The 17,333-nt window shown below is 69.8% G+C and carries 17 protein-coding genes and 1 pseudogene; 14 read left to right on the top strand and 4 right to left on the bottom strand.

Annotated features, from left to right (window positions below; all coding sequences use genetic code 11):
* The first annotated feature begins 68 nt into the window (after window positions 1-68).
* The 4 genes from ACWD5F_RS14930 to ACWD5F_RS14915 all read left to right on the top strand — a co-directional run bounded on the left by ACWD5F_RS14930 (window position 69) and on the right by ACWD5F_RS14915 (window position 3,736).
* The gene (locus tag ACWD5F_RS14930; RefSeq protein ID WP_451254404.1) at window positions 69-1,628 is read left to right on the top strand and encodes a flavin-containing monooxygenase; all 1,560 of its coding nucleotides are present in this window, start codon (window positions 69-71) and stop codon (window positions 1,626-1,628) included.
* Window positions 1,625-2,581 carry an alpha/beta fold hydrolase gene (locus ACWD5F_RS14925; protein WP_451254403.1) on the top strand — a complete coding sequence of 319 codons (957 nt, stop codon included), beginning with the start codon at window positions 1,625-1,627 and terminating at the stop codon, window positions 2,579-2,581. The genes ACWD5F_RS14930 and ACWD5F_RS14925 overlap by 4 nt, the downstream gene beginning before the upstream one ends.
* Window positions 2,578-3,462 (top strand): SDR family oxidoreductase, encoded by an 885-nt coding sequence (locus tag ACWD5F_RS14920; protein WP_451254401.1) that lies wholly within the window; start codon window positions 2,578-2,580, stop codon window positions 3,460-3,462. Before ACWD5F_RS14925 ends, ACWD5F_RS14920 begins: the two co-directional genes overlap by 4 nt.
* Before the next feature lie 88 nt (window positions 3,463-3,550).
* Window positions 3,551-3,736 (top strand): hypothetical protein, encoded by a 186-nt coding sequence (locus ACWD5F_RS14915; RefSeq protein ID WP_451254400.1) that lies wholly within the window; start codon window positions 3,551-3,553, stop codon window positions 3,734-3,736.
* A gap of 400 nt (window positions 3,737-4,136) precedes the next feature.
* On the opposite strand, the gene ACWD5F_RS14910 is transcribed toward ACWD5F_RS14915, so the two are convergent.
* Complete coding sequence (locus ACWD5F_RS14910; RefSeq protein WP_451254398.1) at window positions 4,137-7,385, bottom strand: S41 family peptidase; 3,249 nt, start codon at window positions 7,383-7,385, stop codon at window positions 4,137-4,139.
* A 202-nt stretch (window positions 7,386-7,587) separates the two neighbouring features.
* Between ACWD5F_RS14910 and ACWD5F_RS14905 the strand changes: the two genes are divergently transcribed.
* The 3 genes from ACWD5F_RS14905 (at window position 7,588) to ACWD5F_RS14895 (ending at window position 11,136) form a co-directional block, all read left to right on the top strand.
* Window positions 7,588-8,190 (top strand): TetR/AcrR family transcriptional regulator, encoded by a 603-nt coding sequence (locus ACWD5F_RS14905; RefSeq protein WP_451254396.1) that lies wholly within the window; start codon window positions 7,588-7,590, stop codon window positions 8,188-8,190.
* Between the two features lie 159 nt (window positions 8,191-8,349).
* Window positions 8,350-10,572, top strand: a complete 2,223-nt coding sequence (locus ACWD5F_RS14900) for an MMPL family transporter (RefSeq protein ID WP_451254394.1) — start codon at window positions 8,350-8,352, stop codon at window positions 10,570-10,572.
* A 162-nt stretch (window positions 10,573-10,734) separates the two neighbouring features.
* Window positions 10,735-11,136: a hypothetical protein gene (locus tag ACWD5F_RS14895; RefSeq protein WP_451254393.1), complete on the top strand. Its 402-nt coding sequence runs from the start codon at window positions 10,735-10,737 to the stop codon at window positions 11,134-11,136.
* Here the strand turns inward: ACWD5F_RS14895 and ACWD5F_RS14890 are convergent.
* Both ACWD5F_RS14890 and ACWD5F_RS14885 read right to left on the bottom strand, forming a co-directional pair.
* Window positions 11,103-12,058, bottom strand: a pseudogene (locus ACWD5F_RS14890) (protein kinase family protein); the annotation flags it as partial. The gene ACWD5F_RS14895 and the pseudogene ACWD5F_RS14890 overlap by 34 nt on opposite strands.
* Window positions 12,059-12,082: 24 nt before the next feature.
* A complete protein-coding gene (locus ACWD5F_RS14885; protein WP_451254391.1) occupies window positions 12,083-12,487 on the bottom strand; it encodes an ATP-binding protein in 405 nt (134 codons plus the stop codon).
* Window positions 12,488-12,624: 137 nt separating this feature from the next.
* Between ACWD5F_RS14885 and ACWD5F_RS14880 the strand changes: the two genes are divergently transcribed.
* Genes ACWD5F_RS14880 through ACWD5F_RS14855 form a run of 6 tightly spaced genes read left to right on the top strand, consistent with a single transcriptional unit; the run spans window position 12,625 to window position 15,898 of the window.
* Window positions 12,625-13,470 carry a helix-turn-helix domain-containing protein gene (locus ACWD5F_RS14880; protein WP_451254389.1) on the top strand — a complete coding sequence of 282 codons (846 nt, stop codon included), beginning with the start codon at window positions 12,625-12,627 and terminating at the stop codon, window positions 13,468-13,470.
* On the top strand, window positions 13,467-13,646 hold the full coding sequence (locus ACWD5F_RS14875; protein WP_451254387.1) for a DUF397 domain-containing protein: 180 nt from the start codon (window positions 13,467-13,469) through the stop codon (window positions 13,644-13,646). Before ACWD5F_RS14880 ends, ACWD5F_RS14875 begins: the two co-directional genes overlap by 4 nt.
* Entirely contained in the window at window positions 13,643-14,197 is a 555-nt protein-coding gene (locus ACWD5F_RS14870; protein ID WP_451254385.1) for a cysteine hydrolase family protein, read from the top strand. Before ACWD5F_RS14875 ends, ACWD5F_RS14870 begins: the two co-directional genes overlap by 4 nt.
* Before the next feature lie 25 nt (window positions 14,198-14,222).
* The gene (locus ACWD5F_RS14865) at window positions 14,223-14,741 is read left to right on the top strand and encodes a YbaK/EbsC family protein (RefSeq protein WP_451254383.1); all 519 of its coding nucleotides are present in this window, start codon (window positions 14,223-14,225) and stop codon (window positions 14,739-14,741) included.
* Window positions 14,738-15,583 (top strand): EamA family transporter, encoded by an 846-nt coding sequence (locus ACWD5F_RS14860; RefSeq protein WP_451254381.1) that lies wholly within the window; start codon window positions 14,738-14,740, stop codon window positions 15,581-15,583. The genes ACWD5F_RS14865 and ACWD5F_RS14860 overlap by 4 nt, the downstream gene beginning before the upstream one ends.
* Before the next feature lie 24 nt (window positions 15,584-15,607).
* Window positions 15,608-15,898, top strand: a complete 291-nt coding sequence (locus ACWD5F_RS14855; protein WP_451254380.1) for a hypothetical protein — start codon at window positions 15,608-15,610, stop codon at window positions 15,896-15,898.
* 17 nt (window positions 15,899-15,915) lie between these two features.
* On the opposite strand, the gene ACWD5F_RS14850 is transcribed toward ACWD5F_RS14855, so the two are convergent.
* Window positions 15,916-16,950: a prolyl oligopeptidase family serine peptidase gene (locus ACWD5F_RS14850; protein WP_451254378.1), complete on the bottom strand. Its 1,035-nt coding sequence runs from the start codon at window positions 16,948-16,950 to the stop codon at window positions 15,916-15,918.
* Here ACWD5F_RS14850 and ACWD5F_RS14845 point away from each other — a divergent pair.
* Window positions 16,937-17,296: a hypothetical protein gene (locus ACWD5F_RS14845; protein ID WP_451254376.1), complete on the top strand. Its 360-nt coding sequence runs from the start codon at window positions 16,937-16,939 to the stop codon at window positions 17,294-17,296. The genes ACWD5F_RS14850 and ACWD5F_RS14845 overlap by 14 nt on opposite strands.
* Window positions 17,297-17,333: the final 37 nt, after the last annotated feature.

The following is a 17,333-nucleotide window of genomic DNA, read 5'->3' as shown; positions in this document are numbered from 1 at the left end:
ACGGAGCTGCTCTACGCTCCGATTGTGCCAGTGTTCACTGGCAGAGTCGCGCAGGGAAGGGCATCGGCATGGCCGAACAGGAACATGTGCGGGTGGTGGTCGTCGGGTCCGGGTTCGGGGGGCTCGGGGCCGCCGTGCGGCTGCGGCGCGAGGGCATCACCGACTTCGTCGTACTGGAGCGGGCCGGCAGCGTCGGGGGCACCTGGCGGGACAACAGCTATCCGGGGTGCGCCTGCGACGTGCCCTCCCACCTGTACTCCTTCTCCTTCGCCCCGTATCCCGACTGGCCGCGCGCCTTCTCCGGGCAGGAGCACATCCGGAAGTATCTGGAGCACGTCACCGACGTCTTCCACCTGCGGCCCCATCTCCGCTTCAACTCCGAGGTCAAGAAGATGACCTGGGACGGACAGAAGTTGCGCTGGGACATCGAGACCAGTGCCGGGGCCTTGTCCGCCGACGTCGTCGTGTCCGCCACCGGGCCCCTGTCCGACCCCAAGACGCCCGACATCCCGGGGCTCGACTCCTTCCCCGGCGAGGTCTTCCACTCCGCCCGCTGGAACCACGACTACGACCTGCGCGGCAAGCGCGTCGCCGTGGTCGGCACCGGCGCCTCCGCCATCCAGATCGTGCCCGCCATCCAGCCGCGGGTCGGCCGGCTCACCCTCTTCCAGCGCACCCCGCCCTGGGTCATGCCCCGCGCCGACCGCGCCATCAGCGGCGCCGAGCGGGCGCTGCACCGCGCGCTGCCCTTCACCACCAAGGCCCGCCGCGGACTGCTGTGGGGGATCAGGGAGTTGCAGGTCCAGGCCTTCACCAAGCACCCCGAAGAGCTCGGTTTCGTCGAGCAGTTGGCGAAACGGAACATGGCCCGCGCCATCAAGGACCCGGCCCTGCGCGCCAGGCTCACCCCCGACTACCGCATCGGCTGCAAGCGGATCCTGCTGAGCAACACCTACTATCCGGCGCTCGCCCAGCCCAACGTCGACGTCGTCAGCAGTGGGTTGAGCGAAGTGCGCGGCTCCACCCTCGTCGCCGCCGACGGCACCGAGACCGAGGTCGACGCGATCGTCTTCGGTACGGGCTTCCACGTCACCGACATGCCGATCGCCGACCGCGTGGTGGGCGCCGAGGGCAAGACCCTCGCCGAGGCGTGGACCGGCGGGATGGAGGCCCTGCGGGGCGCGTCCGCGGCCGGCTTCCCGAACTGGATGACCATCATCGGGCCCAACACCGGCCTCGGGAACTCCTCGATGATCCTGATGATCGAGTCCCAGCTGAACTACATGGCGGACTACCTACGGCAGTTGGACGTCCTCGGCGGCAAGGCGGCCCTCGACGCCCGGCCCGCCGCGGTGCACGCCTGGAACCGACGCGTGCAGGAGCGGATGGAGCGGTCGGTGTGGAGCACCGGCGGCTGCACCAGCTGGTACCTCGACGCGAACGGCCGCAACACCACCGTCTGGCCGGGTACGACGACCGAGTTCCGGCGGGCCACGCGGCGGGTCGATCTGGCGGAGTACGACGTCGTCCGGCCGTCGGCCGAACCCGCACGGGGTGCTCCCGCCGAGAAGGCGGTCTCCGCCAAGAAGGGCGCCGACAAGGGCCCCAGGAAAGAGGTCTCCGCGTGAGCCGTCTGATGCACGTCACCGCCGGTCCCTACGCCCCGCCCGTCCCCGCACGTGAGGTGACCGCCGTCTCCGCCGACGGCTCCCGGCTCCACGTCGAGCTCCACGGCCCCGAGGACGCCCCCGCCGTCGTGCTCGCGCACGGCTGGACCTGCTCGACCGCCTTCTGGGCGGCCCAGATCCGCGACCTCGCCGTCGATCACCGCGTCATCGCCTACGACCAGCGCGGCCACGGACGCAGCCCGGCGAGCCCGTCCTGCAGTACGGACACCCTCGCCGACGACCTCGAAGCCGTACTGAAGGCGGCCCTCGCGCCCGGCCGACAGGCCGTGATCGCCGGTCACTCCATGGGCGGCATGACGGTGATGGCGGCGGCCACGCGCCCCGCGTTCCGCGAGCACGCCGTCGCCGTCCTGCTGTGCAGCACCGGTTCCTCGCGGCTGGTCGCCGAGTCGACCGTCCTGCCGATCCGGGCGGGGAAGGTGCGGACCTGGCTGACCAAGAAGATCCTCGGCGCGCGGGGACCGCTCGGACCGGTCACGCCACTGTCCCGCCGGATCGTCAAGTACGGGACGATGGGCGCGGGTTCGGCGCCGCACATGGTGGAGGCGGTCGCGCGGATCGTGCTCGCGTGTCCGCCCAAGGCGCGGTACGCGTGGTCGCGGGTGCTGGATCTGCTCGAACTCGACCACGGCGTACGGGAGATCGGCGTCCCGACGGCCGTGCTGTGCGGGACGGCCGACCGGCTGACACCGCCGGTGCACACGCGGGCGCTGGTCGCCGTGCTGCCGAACTGCGTGGGCAGCACGGAGTTGGCGGGGCTCGGGCACATGACGCCCGTCGAGGCGCCGGAGCTGGTGAGCGGGCGGATCCGGGAGCTGGCGACGACGTACGTGACAGCCGGTACCGCCAGGGCAGTTGATACGTCCGACACGGCCACTAAGGAGAGCGCATGAGCAAGGTCGGTCTCGAAGGACAGGTCGCCGTCGTCACCGGAGCGGCGCGGGGCGTCGGGGAGTTGCTCGCCCGCAAGCTGTCCGCGCGCGGGGTGAAGGTGGCGTTGGTCGGCCTTGAGCCGGACGCCCTCAAGCAGGTCTCCGGGCGGCTGCACAGCGACAGCGACCACTGGTTCGCCGACGTCACGGACCACGAGGCGATGGCCCGGGTGGCGCGGGAGGTGAAGGAGCGGTTCGGGAAGATCGACATCGTGGTCGCCAACGCCGGTGTGGCGACGGGCGGTCCGTTCGTCGACTCCGATCCGGACGCCTGGCGGCGGGTGATCGAGGTGAACCTGATCGGGTCGGCGGTGACGGCCCGCGCGTTCCTGCCCCAACTGATGCAGAGCCGGGGCTACTTGCTCCAGATCGCCTCTCTCGCGGCGATGACGCCGGCGCCGATGATGACCGCGTACTGCGCCTCCAAGTCCGGTGTGGAGGCGTACGCGCACAGCCTGCGGGCCGAGGTCGGGTACAAGGGCGTGCGGGTCGGGGTGGGGTATCTGTCCTGGACCGACACCGACATGGTGCGCGGGGCGGACCAGGACGAGGTGATGCGGGAGCTGCGGCAGCGGCTGCCGTGGCCGTCCAACAAGACGTATCCGCTGGGTCCCGCCGTGGACCGGATCGTCGCCGGGATCGAGCGGCGGTCCAGTCATGTGTACGGGCAGTGGTGGCTGCGGGGGATGCAGGGCGTGCGCGGGTATCTGCCGGGGGTCATCGGCACCGTCGGGCAACGGGAGATGAAGCGGTTCGGGTCCCGGTTGGACGGCATGCGCAACGGGCTCGTCGGCGCGGGCGGGACGGCCGACGAGGAGGCCCGCGCTACACACCGTGACTGATCGAAATGCGTGGGTTGTCCCGACGTGTGAATCTGGTCGAGGCCCGGTCAAGGGCCGTTCCCCCCACTCGATACGGGAGTGAACCCACATGGGTATGAAGGACCAGTTCCAGGACAAGTCGCAGGAGTGGCAGGACCAGGCCAAGAAGAAGATGGAGGAAGCCAAGGACGAGGCTTCCGAGAGGTCTTCTCGCCGCGACGAGGAGTCGGAACGGGGTGCTCCGCAGCGTCAGCAGGAGGAGCAGGGCGGTATGGACCAGGACTTCGACTCCTAGGCCGGCTTGTCCTACGGACGTGGGGTGCCCCCTGTGTGTTGGGGCGCCCCACGTTTGCGTTGCTGTGAGGGGTGCGTTGTCGGGTGCGGGCCCGTGGGGGCTGGTCGCGCAGTTCCCCGCGCCCCTAAAAGCAGGGAGCTGCCCTCGCCTCTGGGAGCCTGTGCGGGTTGGTCGCGCCCACGCGGCGGAGCCGCACATCGATACAGCCCCGCGCCCCTAAAAGCAGGGAGCTGCCCTCGCCTCTGCGAGCCTGTGCGGGTTGGTCGCGCCCACGCGGCGGAGCCGCACATCGATACAGCCCCGCGCCCCTAAAAGCAGGGAGCTGCCCTCGCCTCTGGGAGCCTGTGCGGGTTGGTCGCGCCCACGCGGCGGAGCCGCACATCGATACAGCCCCGCGCCCCTAGGGAGTTGACCTCGGCGGCAGTTTTGGACGTGACCTGTCCGGTACCGCTGAATAGTCCGGTGGTGTTGCCGGTGGCCTCGTCTCCAGTAGCTCGACGGCCAGTCGGATCGCGTCGTCGAGTTGGACGTGGCGTCCCTCCGCCCAGTCCAGCGGTGTGCGGAGGACCTCCAGGTCGGGGGTGACGCCGTGGTTCTCCACGCCCCAGCCGTACGCGTCGAACCAGGCCGCGTTCATCGGGACCGTGATGACCGTGCCGTCGCCCAGGCGGTGGCGGCCGGTCATGCCGACGACCCCGCCCCAGGTGCGCTGGCCGACGACCGGGCCCAGCTTGAGCAGCTTGAACGCCGCCGTGATCATGTCGCCGTCGGAGGACGTCGCTTCGTCGGCGAGGGCCACCACCGGGCCCCGGGGGGCGTTTCCCGCGTACGACACCGGTTGCGCGTTGCGGGTCAGGTCCCAGCCGAGGATCACGCGCGTGAGCTTCTCGACCACCAGCTCGCTGATGTGGCCGCCCGCGTTGCCGCGCACGTCGACCAGGAGTGCCGGGCGTGACACCTCCATCCGCAGGTCGCGGTTGAACTGGGCCCAGCCCGAGCCGCCCATGTCGGGGATGTGCAGATAGCCGCAGCGACCGCCGCTCAACTCCCGTACCACCGCCCGGCGTTTGGCCACCCAGTCCTGGTAGCGCAGGGGGCGTTCGTCGAGGAGGGGGACGACGGCGACCCGGCGGGCGCGGCCGGCCTCGCCCTCCGCCGGGGTGAAGGTCAGCTCGACGGTTGTGCCGCCGGCGCCCGCGAGGAGGGGGTACGGGCCGGTCAGCGGGTCCACCGGGCGGCCGTCGACGTGGGTGAGGACCGCGCCCTCGCGGATGCCGGTGCCGGCCAGCGGGGAGCGGGCCTTGGAGTCGGAGGAGTCGCCGGGGAGGATCCGGTGGACGGCCCAACCCTCTTCCCTGCGCACGAAGTTGGCGCCGAGCAGGCCCTGGCGGCGCTGGTAGTGGGGCGGGCCCTCGTTGCGGCGGGCGGGGGTGACGTAGGCGTGGGAGGTGCCCAGTTCGCCGAGGACCTCGCGCAGCAGGTCGGCGAACTCGTCGGGGGAGGCGACCCGTTCGACCAGCGGACGGTACTGGTCGAGGACCGCGTCCCAGTCGATACCGCACATCCCGGGGTCCCAGAAGTAGGCGCGGATGAGGCGGCCGGCCTCCGCGTAGGACTGGCGCCACTCGGCGGGCGGGTCGACCTCGTGCAGGATGCGCCGCAGGTCGATCCAGACCGTGCTGTCGAGGTCGCCGGACTCAGTGGAGGGGACGGCCCGCAGCTCGTCCTCGTCGACCACGACCAGCCGGGTGCCGTCGCCGCTGAGCGCGAACCAGTCGAGGTGGTCGACCAGTTCGGACTTCTTGGCCTTGCTGATGTTGAAGTACTCCAGGGTCGGCCGCCCGCTGGTGTCGTCCGGGTTGGCGAAGGTCTCGCCGAGCGCGCCCGAGATCGGCCAGCGCAGCCAGACCAGGCCGCCGCCCGCGACCGGGTACAGCGCCGAGTACTTGGAGGCGGTGACCGGGAAGGGGGTGACCCGGCTCTCCAGGCCCTCCACCTCGACGGTCACCGCGCCGTCCGCGCCCTCGTCCTCGACGGGGTCCAGGCCACCGGCGGCCGGTCGGCCCTCGGGGCTCAGCGCGAACGGGGAGGGCGTGGCGGAGGAGAGGGGGACCAGGTAGGGGCGGCAGCCGAGCGGGAAGGATAGGTCGCCGGTGTGGACGTCGTAGACCGGGTCGAAGCCGCGCCAGGAGAGGAACGCGAGATAGCGGCCGTCCCTGGTGAAGACTGGGTTCTCGTCCTCGAAGCGGCCGTTGGTCACGTCGACGATCAGCCGCTCGCCGCCCGTGAGTCCCGCGATGCGGGCCATCTTGATCTGGCGCAGGGAGCGGCCGATGCCGGGGTGCGACCAGGTGAGCCAGGCCCCGTCGGGGGAGAAGGCGAGGTCGCGCACCGGCCCGTTGATGGACCGGATCAGCTCGGTGACCTCCCCGTTGGAGTCCTCGGTCGCGTCGATGAGGAGTACGCGGCCGTCGTGGGAGGCGATCGCGAGCCGCTCGCCCTTGGCGTCCGACACCAGTTCCAGGACCCGGCCCAGTTCGCCGGAGGCAAGCCGGCGCGGTTCGCGGTCGCCGCTCGCGCGGGGCAGGGAGGCGATCTCGACCGCGTCCTCGCCCTCGGCGTCGGTGACGTAGGCGACCTGGCCGAGCGAGCCGAGCATCTCCGGGAGCCGGGCCCGTACGCCCGGGGTGTCGGTGATCGTGCGCGCGGGGCCGTCGCGGTGGGTCAGCCAGTACAGGCTGCCGCGGACGACGACGGCGCTCGCGCGGCCCGTCTCGTCGACCGACAGACCGTCGACGTGCTGGGCGGCCGGGACCTGGTACGTGCGCCGGCCCGCGCGCGGCCCGCTGAGCCGTACCTCCAGGCGGCGCGGCTCCGAGCCCGCGGCGAGGTCGTCGACGATCCACAGGTCGCCCGCGCACTGGTACACCACCCGGGTGCCGTCGCTCGCCGCGTGCCGGGCGTAGAAGGCGTCGTGGTCGGTGTGCCGGCGCAGGTCGGAGCCGTCGTGGGCGCAGGAGTAGAGGTTGCCGACGCCCTCGTGGTCGGAGAGGAAGGCGATCCGGCCGCCGACGAACATGGGGGAGTCGAGGTGGCCGCCGAGGTCGGCGAGCAGCCGTTCGCCGTGCAGCCACAGGCGGCCGGTCGCGCCGCCCCGGTAGCGCTTCCAGGCGGCCGGTTCGTGCGGCGGGGTGCCGGTCAGGAGCAGGGTCCTGCGGTCGCCGTCGAGGTCGGCGACCTGGATGTCGGAGACCGGGCCCCAGGGCAGCTTGCGCCCCGGGTCGCCGTCGGTGGCGACCTTGTAGGCCCAGGTGAAGTACGAGAAGGGCTCGCCGTGCGAGGCGACGGCGAGGATCGTGCCGTCCGGGTCCCAGCCGCAGACCTGGGTGTCGGCCGACCCCCAGTGGGTGAGCTGCCGCCCGGGGCCGCCGTCCACCGGCACGACGTGGATCTCGGGCACCAGACTGCGCCAGCTCGTGTACGCGATCTGCCGGCCGTCGGGCGAGAAGCGGGGGTGCCCGGTCTTCGTACGGTCGACGGTCAGCCGCCAGGCGCGCTCCCGGCCGTCGAGCGGGGAGAGCCAGAGGTCGTCCTCGGCCACGAAGCACAACAGATCACCGCTGAGATGAGGCAGGCGCAGATAGCTCACCTCCCCATGCTTTTCCGGGGGATGGGTACCAGCAACTCGTGAACCGGTCCGAACTTTCACAGGCCTCCGTGGCGGGTCCCTCTTACAGATTTTTCACACACGTGACCCAGCACACGTACGAAACGGTTTCGTTTCGCTCGGCTTCGGGGTATCTTCATGGTTGTACGAACGAGTAAGCACGCGGAGTGAGAAGGTGAGAGGCATGACCGAGGTTGTCGCAACGGCGCGTCGCAGTCGGATCACGCCCGAGCGTGAGGCCGAGCTCTACGGAGCCGTTCTCGATCTGCTCCGCGAAGTCGGTTACGACGCCCTGACCATGGACGCCGTCGCCGCCCGCACCCGTTCCAGCAAGGCCACGCTCTACCGCCAGTGGGGCGGCAAGGCCGAGCTGGTGGTGCGAGCCATCAAGCACAGCAAGCCGGAGCACGACGACAGCATCGACACCGGTTCCCTCCGGGGCGATCTGCACGCCTCCATCAAGGTCGACGACGACTGCACCATCGAGAAGAACTCGTCGCTGATGCGGGGCGTCGCCATGGCGATGCACAACAACCCGGATCTGCGCCGCGCCTTCCGGGCGCAGCTGGTCGAGCCGGAGATGAGCGGCTTCAACCTGATGATCCGGCGTGCCATCGACCGGGGCGAGGTCCGCGAGGACTGTCCCGCGCTGGAGTTCGTGGTGCACATGATGGTCGGCGGTTTCGCGACCCGGGCGCTGCTCGAGGACCAGCCGCCCACCCAGGCGTTCCTCGTCTCGTACATCGATGCCGTGGTCCTCCCCGCCCTCGGTGTATCCACCAGCTGATCCCTGTCTGCTCGTCGGCTGACCCCTCCCCGTACCCACTGCACCACCTCAGCACCTGACGTCACCGCTCAAGTCGTCGGGACGATCACCCCTGCCTCCCCGCCGGGTTGATCACCCCTGCCCTGCACCACCACACGACCTGACCGGGAGACCGCCCTCGTGGCCACGATCCTCTACAGACTCGGCCGGTTCGCCTTCAGGCGACGGCACTTCGTCGCCCTGTTCTGGGTGGCACTGCTGACCCTCGTGGGAGTGGGCGCGGCCAGCGCCCCGGCCGCGGGGACGACCTCCTTCTCCGTCCCGGGCACGGAGGCCCAGAAGGCCTTCGACCTGCTGGAACAGCGCTTCCCCGGCACCAGTGCCGACGGCGCGACCGCACGCGTCGTCTTCAAGGCGCCGGCCGGCGAGAAGATCTCCGACTCCGCCAACAAGGCGATCGTGACGAAGGCCGTCGACGACCTGGCCGACGGCTCGGAGGTCACCTCCGTCGCCGACCCGTTCAAGTCGAACGCCGTCAGCAAGAACGGCACGATCGCCTACGCGTCGGTGAGCTACAAGGTCTCCGGCATGGAGCTCAAGGACTCCTCGCGGGACGCCCTGGAGGACACCGCCAAGCAGGCGCAGGACGCCGGGCTGACCGTCGAGGTCGGCGGTGACGCCCTCCAGACCACGCCCGAGACCGGATCCACCGAGATCATCGGCATCGCGGTCGCGGCCGTCGTCCTGGTCATCACCTTCGGCTCGCTGATAGCGGCCGGACTCCCGCTGCTGACCGCCCTCATCGGCGTGGGCATCGGTGTCTCGGCGATCACCGGCCTGGCCAGCGCACTGGACCTCGGCTCGACGACCTCCACCCTCGCGATGATGATCGGCCTCGCGGTCGGCATCGACTACGCCCTGTTCGTCGTCTCCCGCTATCGAGCCGAACTGGCCGACGGCAGAGATCGCGAGGAAGCGGCCGGCAGAGCGGTGGGCACGGCGGGCTCCGCGGTGGTCTTCGCCGGTCTGACGGTGGTCATCGCACTGGTCGGCCTGTCGGTCGTCAACATCCCGATGCTGACGAAGATGGGCGTAGCGGCCGCCGGCACCGTCGCCATCGCGGTCTTCATCGCGCTGACCATGATCCCGGCGCTGCTCGGCTACGCGGGCCGCAAGATCAAGCCGGCCGGTCAGAAGAGCAGGTTCCTGGGCGGGGCGCGCGCGGCCAAGAAGGCCGACAAGCCGAACATGGGCACACGCTGGGCGAGCTTCGTCGTACGCCGTCCGATCGCCGTGCTGCTGCTCGGCGTGGTCGGCCTCGGCGCCGCGGCCATCCCGGCGAGCTCCCTCGAACTGGGCCTGGGCGACGACGGCTCCCAGCCGACGTCCACCACCCAGCGACGGGCCTACGACCTTCTCTCGGACGGCTTCGGCCCCGGCTTCAACGGCCCCCTGATGATCGCGGTCGACGCCAAGGACAGCGACGCTCCCAAGGCGGCGGTGACCGAGGTCCGCGACCGCATCAAGGGCCTGGGAGACGTCCAGTCGGTCAGCCCGGCGAACTTCAACAAGGCCGGCGACACGGCGACGATCACCGTCGTCCCCGACTCCAAGCCCTCGTCGGTGACGACCGAGGACCTGGTGCACTCCATCCGTGACGCGGGCGCCGACATCAAGGCCGACACCGACGCGACGGTGCTGGTCACCGGCACGACGGCGATGAACATCGACGTCTCGCAGAAGCTGAACGACGCGCTGATCCCGTATCTGATCCTGGTGGTCGGCCTCGCCTTCCTCCTGCTGATCGTGGTCTTCCGCTCGATCCTGGTCCCGCTGAAGGCGGCCCTCGGCTTCCTGCTCTCCGTCATGGCGGCGCTCGGCGCGGTGGTCGCGGTCTTCCAGTGGGGCTGGTTCGCGAGCCTGCTGGGCGTGGAGGAGACCGGCCCGGTCATGTCGATGATGCCGATCTTCATGGTCGGCGTGGTCTTCGGCCTCGCGATGGACTACGAGGTCTTCCTCGTGACCCGCATGCGAGAGGCCTACGTCCACGGCGAGAAGGCGAGCCAGGCCGTCGTCACCGGCTTCAAGCACGGCGCGCGGGTCGTCACGGCCGCGGCGGTGATCATGATGGCGGTCTTCGCGGGCTTCATCGGCTCCAGCGAGTCCATGATCAAGATGATCGGCTTCGGCCTCGCGATCGCGGTCTTCTTCGACGCGTTCATCGTGCGGATGGCGATCGTGCCGGCGGTCCTCGCGCTGCTCGGGAAGCGGGCCTGGTGGCTGCCGAAGTGGCTGGACCGGGCACTGCCGAACGTGGACGTGGAGGGCGAGGGCCTGAAGGCGCTGTCCGACGCGGACGCGAAGGCGGATCCGGACGAGAAGAAGGAGCTGGTCCGGGCCTGACCGACCTGGCGATGAGCGGCCTTCCGGGCTTCGGGGTGTAGTGCGCTACACCCCGGGTTCGGGAGGCCGCTCCCTCGTTGCGGGAGGCGCCGGACGGGATCGTGGACAACGGATCGAAGAGATCCGGAACTCCATGTCATCCCTGGTCAGAAAGGCCCTCCGATGCGTTCTTCCCGTTCTCCGCTCGCCGCCGTCAAGAAGTTCGTCGCCGACCTCGTCCTGTGGAGCTGCTTCGTCGGCGGCCTCGCTGCCAGCACGGCCGCGGGTACGGTCCTCGACGGCAACGGCAAGAACATCGCCACGGCCGCCGGAGCGGTGGTCGCGCTCCTCGCCGGCTCACGCATCGCGAAGAAGCCGAGGATCAAGGCGTTCCTGTCCCGCCCCGGCACCCTCTGGTTCCTGTTCCTCTTCAACGGCGGTACCGCGGTCGCCCTGTACTTCACGATGGACGGCATCAAGGGGATCCTGGCCGCCGCGATGATGGGCCTGGTGTCGCTGGGCGCGGCGGGCGGACTGATCGCGGGGCGCCGTCAGCGGGCGGAGGCGGAGGCGGAGTGGGTGTGAGCGGGGCGGACCTCCAGGGCCTGACGGATCTCGGCCGCAGGGAAGGGCGTCCGCTTGCTCTCCGTGAGCAGCCGGCGGTGGAAGTCGTCGAGGACGAGGGCGTGCGGGGCGTGGCGGTCGAGGAGGGCGGCGATGTCCGGAGGGACGGTGCCGCCGGTCGGTGGCCGCCCCGAGGCCCACTCGCGCAGAAAGACCCCGTGCTCCTTCCCGCCCCGCACAGCCTCCGGCACGTGGTGGCGCAGCAGATGGTTGGGCGCGTAACTGCGGTCGTAGACGAGGTGGTCGTCGAGGAACTCGGCCTCCTCCGCGGAGAGTTCGAAGTCGCGACTGAGCGCGAGCCCGAAATCGGCGAAGTAGATCCGCCGGTCGTCGGTGAGCAGATTGGCGAAGTGCGCGTCGAAGTGCACGAACCCGCGTGAGCTCATGAACTCCGTCCCCCGCGACAGGGCGTCCGCCGCCCAGCGGTGGTCGGGGACTTCCGCGAGCCGGTCCGCGAGCGTGCGGGGCAGGTGTTCCAGGAACAGTACGAGACTGAAGTGGGCGCGCCCGATGGCTTCGAGCCGGCGGCGCACCGCGTCGGACCCTTCCCAGTGGGCGACGGTTCCCTCGACCCCGCCGAACGCGTCCGCGAAGTCGGTGGGCGGCTGATCGGGCAGCACCCGCCAGTGGTGGAGCAGCGGGAAACCGGCGCGGTGAGGTGCGTGGCGAGTTCGGGCCAGGAGCCGAAGCCGGCCGACCCGATGCCGTACTGGTGGAAGGTGGGCAGCCCGAAGAGGTTGGTGGTTGACCGCACGTGCACCGGCCCGAGTTCGAGGTCCGTCAGGGGAACTCGCTTCACGAATACGGGAGTTCCGGCGACCTCCATCTCGGACCGTCGCCCCCCGATACCTGAACCGACGACCGGCGCGGCCGCCACGGCATCGGCGGCTCCAGAAGTACGAGGTGATCAGTGCGGGTCAGTATTCACCTCGGCCCACACGGTCTTCCGTGGATACGGCCCCATGGCCACGCCCCATCGATCCGCCAGGGCGTCCACCAGGACGAGACCTCTGCCGGACTCGGCGTTGAGGGTGGTTGAGGCGAGGTGGGGGAGGGCGTCGGCCCGGGTGTCGGTGACCTCGATACGGAGGGTGTTGCCGACGACGTACAGAGTCAGGCGGAAGTCCCGTCCCGGTACGCGACCGTGCGTCACCGCGTTGGCGGCCAGCTCGGCGACGATCTGCGCCGCGGTCTCCGACGGGATTTCCCAGGCGCGGAGTTGTTCGGCGGCGAGGAGCCGGGCGAGGCGGGCGCCTCGGGGGGTGGGGGAGAGGGGGACGGAGAAGTTGCGGATGGTGATTTCTTGATTCATGTCACTCAGAGTGGCCGCGTTTGCTTCTCTGAGTGAGTGGCGGTGCCGGTACGTAGCGTGACTGTCTCGGCTTTGTCCTGCGCTGTCTCGTCAGTCTCGGGGGTTGTACGGGTACGGGTGCGCGATGGAGGTGGGGCATGAACGAGGTTGCGGACGAGGCCGGTTGGGATGTCGAACCGGGGGACGAGATCGAGCCGCTGGTCCAGGCGGTCGGTCGGATGCTCAGGGTTTTCCGGGAGGCGTCGGGAATGCGGGTGGCCGACCTCGCGGAGGCGATGGGCTACGGCGAGGACATGATCCGGAAGATCGAGCGGGGAGTACGGATTCCGAGGCCGGAGTTCCTGGACCGGGCGGATCAACTGCTGGGCGCGCAGGGGCATCTGAGGGCGTTCATGGAGGACATGCAGAAGGCCCGGTACCCGAAGAAGGTGCGGGAGCTGAAGGAGATGGAGGACCGGGCGGTGGAGATGCTGCTGTACAGCAACCATCACATCCACGGCCTGCTCCAGACGCCCGAGTACGGGACGGCCATGTTCGAGAACCGGCAACCGGCTCTCGCCGTGGACGTCATCGAGCGCGAGGTCGCGGCGCGCATGGCCCGTAAGTCCGTCTTCGAGAAGGAGCCCGCCCCGGCGCTCTGCTTCATCCAGGAGCAGGTGACGCTGGAACGCCCTCTGGGTGGCAAAAACGTCTTGCGCCGACAGCTCGAACACCTGCTAGATGTAGGGAGGTTGAGGAACGTCGCATTGCAGGTCATGCCGACCGACCGAGAGGAACACGCTGGGATGCACGGGCAGATGGAGGTGCTCAAATTCCTCGACGGAACGGCGATCGGACGTTCCGAAGGCGCGTTCAACGGGCGCCCGGTGTCCAACCCCAGGGATCTCCGTATCCTTGAGTTGCGCTATGGAATGATCCGGGCCCAGGCTCTCCCCCCGAGGGAGTCGCTGGCCTTCATCGAGCAGGCGCTGGGAGCACTATGAGTACGCCGGAACTCAACTGGTTCAAGAGCAGCCACAGCAGTGGCCCTGAGCCCGGCGATTGCGTCGAGGTGGCCGCTACCCCCACCACGATCCACATCCGCGACTCAAAGTCACCCCAGACCGCTCACCTCACCATCGCCCCCGCCACCTGGACCGACTTCCTGGAGCAGCTGTGACCACTCTGCCCGAACGTCCAAACACCGCTCTGCTGTTGATCGACGTGCAGATCGCCGTCGTGGCCGACGCGTACGAGCGTGACGCGGTCATCGCCAATATCGCCGGACTCGTCGACAGGGCACGGGAGCAAGCCACGCCGGTCGTCTGGGTCCAGCACTCCGACGACAACGTGCCCCAGGGAAGCGACGGCTGGCAGTACGTGCCCGAACTGGCTCGCCGCGAGCCGGAGGCCCTCGTGCACAAGCGCTACGGCGACTCCTTCGAGGACACGAACCTGGAGGACGTCCTCGCGGAGGCCGGCATCGGACACCTGGTCGTGGTCGGCGCGTCCACGGACGCCTGCATCCGGTCCACGATCCACGGAGCCTTCGTACGCGGCTACGACGTCACGCTCGTCGGCGACGCCCACACCACGACGGACCTGAGCCAGTGGGGTGCGCCGCCGCCGGACCAGGTCGTCGCGCACACGAACCTGTACTGGAAGTACCACCAGGCCCCGGGCCGCACCGCGGCGGTGGCCGAGACGAAGGAAATTTCGTTCGGAAAGTGAGCGCACCCGGCACTACCGTGCCCTCATGACCACGACGAACAATCCCGCCGAGGACGAACCCTCCGGAGCCAGCCCCCGATTCGCCGACGCACTGCGGGAATTGGGGCTGGCGGACCTGCTCCCCCGTGTACGCCGCTTCCCGGACGCGACCCGCACCGCGGCCGAGGCCGCCGCGGCGATCGGGTGCGAGTTGAGCGAGATCTGCAAGTCCCTGATCTTCGCGGCGGACGGCGTCCCGGTGCTGGTGCTGATGGACGGTTCGTCGAGGGTGGACCTCGAACGCGTCCGGGAGGAACTGGGCGCCGAGAAGGTCACGCGGGCCAAGGCGGACGTCGTACGGGAGACGACCGGCTATGCCATCGGCGGCGTACCGCCCTTCGGACACCGTACGAAGACGCGCGTACTGGCGGACCGTTCGCTGCTGGAGCACGACGTGGTGTGGGCCGCGGCCGGCAACCCGCACACCGTCTTCCCGATGGAACCCAAGGACCTCGTGACCCACGCCGGCGCGACTCTCGTGGACGTGCGCGAGCGCGACTCGTGACCCCCGTGGTGGCCACGGCCGTCCTGCTGGCCGCGGTCACACACGCCAGTTGGAACGCCATCGCCCACCAGATCACCGACAAACTGGTCGGGTTCACGCTGATCGCGGGCGGCGGGGTACTGATCGGCCTGGTGATGATGCCGTTCGTGCCAGTACCGGCGCGCGCGGCATGGCCGTACCTCCTGGTCTCCGCCGTCATCCACATCGCGTACTTCGTCCTCCTGATGAGGTCGTTCAAGCTGGGCGACTTCGGCCAGGCCTACCCGATCGCCCGCGGCACGGCACCCCTGGTGGTCACCCTCCTCGCCGCCGTCTTCGCCCACGAGGTCCCCAACGGCTGGGCCGCCGCGGGCATCGCCCTCTCCTGCACAGGCCTGACGGGCGTCGCCGTATGGGGCCTGCGCGGCAGCAGCCCCAACTGGCCGGCGATCGGCGCGGCCCTGGCGACGGGACTGACCATCGCCGCGTACACGGTCGTCGACGGCCTGGGCGTCCGCGCCTCGGGCTCCTCCCTCGGCTACATCGCGTGGCTGATGGCGCTGGAGGGCTTGGCGATCCCGACGTACGCGGCCACGCGCTGGCGCGGCGAATTCCTCACGGTCCTACGCCCGTTCGCGGCACTCGGCCTCCTGGGCGCGACCTTGTCCGTCGCCGCGTACGGCTTGGTCCTGTGGGCCCAGACAAAGGCGGAACTGGCACCGATCGCGGCATTGAGAGAATCGTCGATCATCGTCGGCGCGGCCATCGGTGCCGTCTTCTTCAAGGAACGGTTCGGGGTGTCCCGTATCGCGGCCGCGGTGTTGTTGGTGGCGGGGATCGGGCTGATGTTGCGGGCGGGGTAGCGCCCCGGGTGGAGCGGAGTGCTGATGAAGAAGCCCTATTGGCAGTCCTACTGGTACCGCCTGCGCTTTCGTGCCGACAGCGAGCAGTGGGCCGGGTGGCAGGGGCTGGGGGGACCGGAGTTCAGCCAGGTGCCGAACAAGGTGCTGGTGGACTCGTCCCTGGAGGCGTGGGCCACGGCCCTCCTTGAGGAGGCCCGGTGCGAACTCGAGGACCTGCGCGGTGATCTGCTGATCGAGTGCTTCGAGGAACCCGCCCCGAGCGCGGGCACGGAACCCGTGTTCTCCGCCCGGGTGGAACTGGGGCCTCGGCGCTAGCCCACGCCCTGGACCGGCTACTTGAGGTTCTGCTGAAGGAAGTCGACGATGTGCCCCATCGTCTCCTGGGTGGACCAGGGCTGGGCGGCCGAGGTGTCGCCGGTGAAGGACAGGTCGCCGTGGCCCGCGCCGGTGAGGACGTAGCGGGTGCTGTCGATGCCCTTGGCGCGGAGCGCGTTGTGCAGGTTCAGGGTCTGGCTGGGGGAGACCAGGTTGTCCGCACTGCCGTGGAACAGGACGAAGGGCGCGGTCTTGGAGGTGATGTGCGTGCTCGGGTCGGCCGCCGCGATCTGGCTCGTACGGTCCTCGATCGACTTCTTGGTGCCGGGGCCGTAGACCCACTGGGCGGCGGTGTTGCCCGCGGTGTAGTTGGCCTTCTGGGCCGCGGTGTCGTAGTCGGCCGCGAGGGTGGACAGGTCGGCCGGGCCGAACTCGTCGACGACGCCCTGCACGTCACTGCTCTGGTCGAGGTTGTCGCCCACGTCGAAGGACTTGTCCCCGTTGGTGACGCCGGTCATCGCGGCCAGGTAGCCGCCCGCGGACTGGCCCCATACGGCGACGTTGTCGGGGTCGATGTCGTACGTGTCGGCGTTGGCGCGGAGGTAGCGGATCGCGGACTTCACGTCGGCGACGGCGTCCTTGTACGTGGCGCCGTTCGCGACGGTGCGGTACTGGATGCTGGCCACGACATAGCCCTGGTCGGCCACGTACGTGCGCTGGTTCAGGTTGGCGGTGCGGTCCGCCATGCTGAACCCGCCGCCCGTCATGTAGATGACCAGCGGCTTCTTGCCCGACGTGGACGTGGGCACCTGGATGTCCAGCTTGAGGTCGCTCTTCTTGCCGTTCGTGGTCGGCGAGGAGTACGTGATGTCGTTCGTGGTGGTGATCCCGGAGGTCGCGCACTTGATCTGCGCACCCTTGGGATCGATCACGGTGCTCGTGCTGGTGTCCGACTTCTTGATGGTCTTGGCCACGGCGATGCCTCCCGCGTTGCCACCCGTGGTGCCGCCCGTAGTGCCCGTGGTGCCCGTGGCGCCCGTGCTCGATGGCACCGCGCTGGGCGTTCCGCTGGACGTCCCGGTATCACTGCTAGCCGCGGTCGTGGGGCACGCGGCCGTCCGGGCACTCGCGCTGGACGCACTGCCGGACGCATCGCTGGACGCGCTGTCGCCGCCCGAGGAGCAGGCGGCCAGGCTCAGCCATACGGCGACGGTGGCCGCGATGGCGGCGCCGCCCCTCCACGGGCCCGTCCGTGAGCTCTTCCACGAGCCCTGCCCTGAGCCTCTCCCCGAGCCCTTCCCAGAGCCCGGCCGGGACTTCCCCGCGTTCCGCGCCTGCTGCTGCGCCGTCCCGCTGTTTTCGAGCATTTCTCTTCTCCTCGCCGACACGAAACCATGAAACGGAGATCGCATCTCCGTTTCTCTCCGGCTACCGT

Source organism: Streptomyces sp. NPDC002499 (assembly GCF_053595415.1).
Note: the sequence above shows the minus strand (reverse complement) of the source record. Positions and strands in the feature narration are given on the sequence as shown.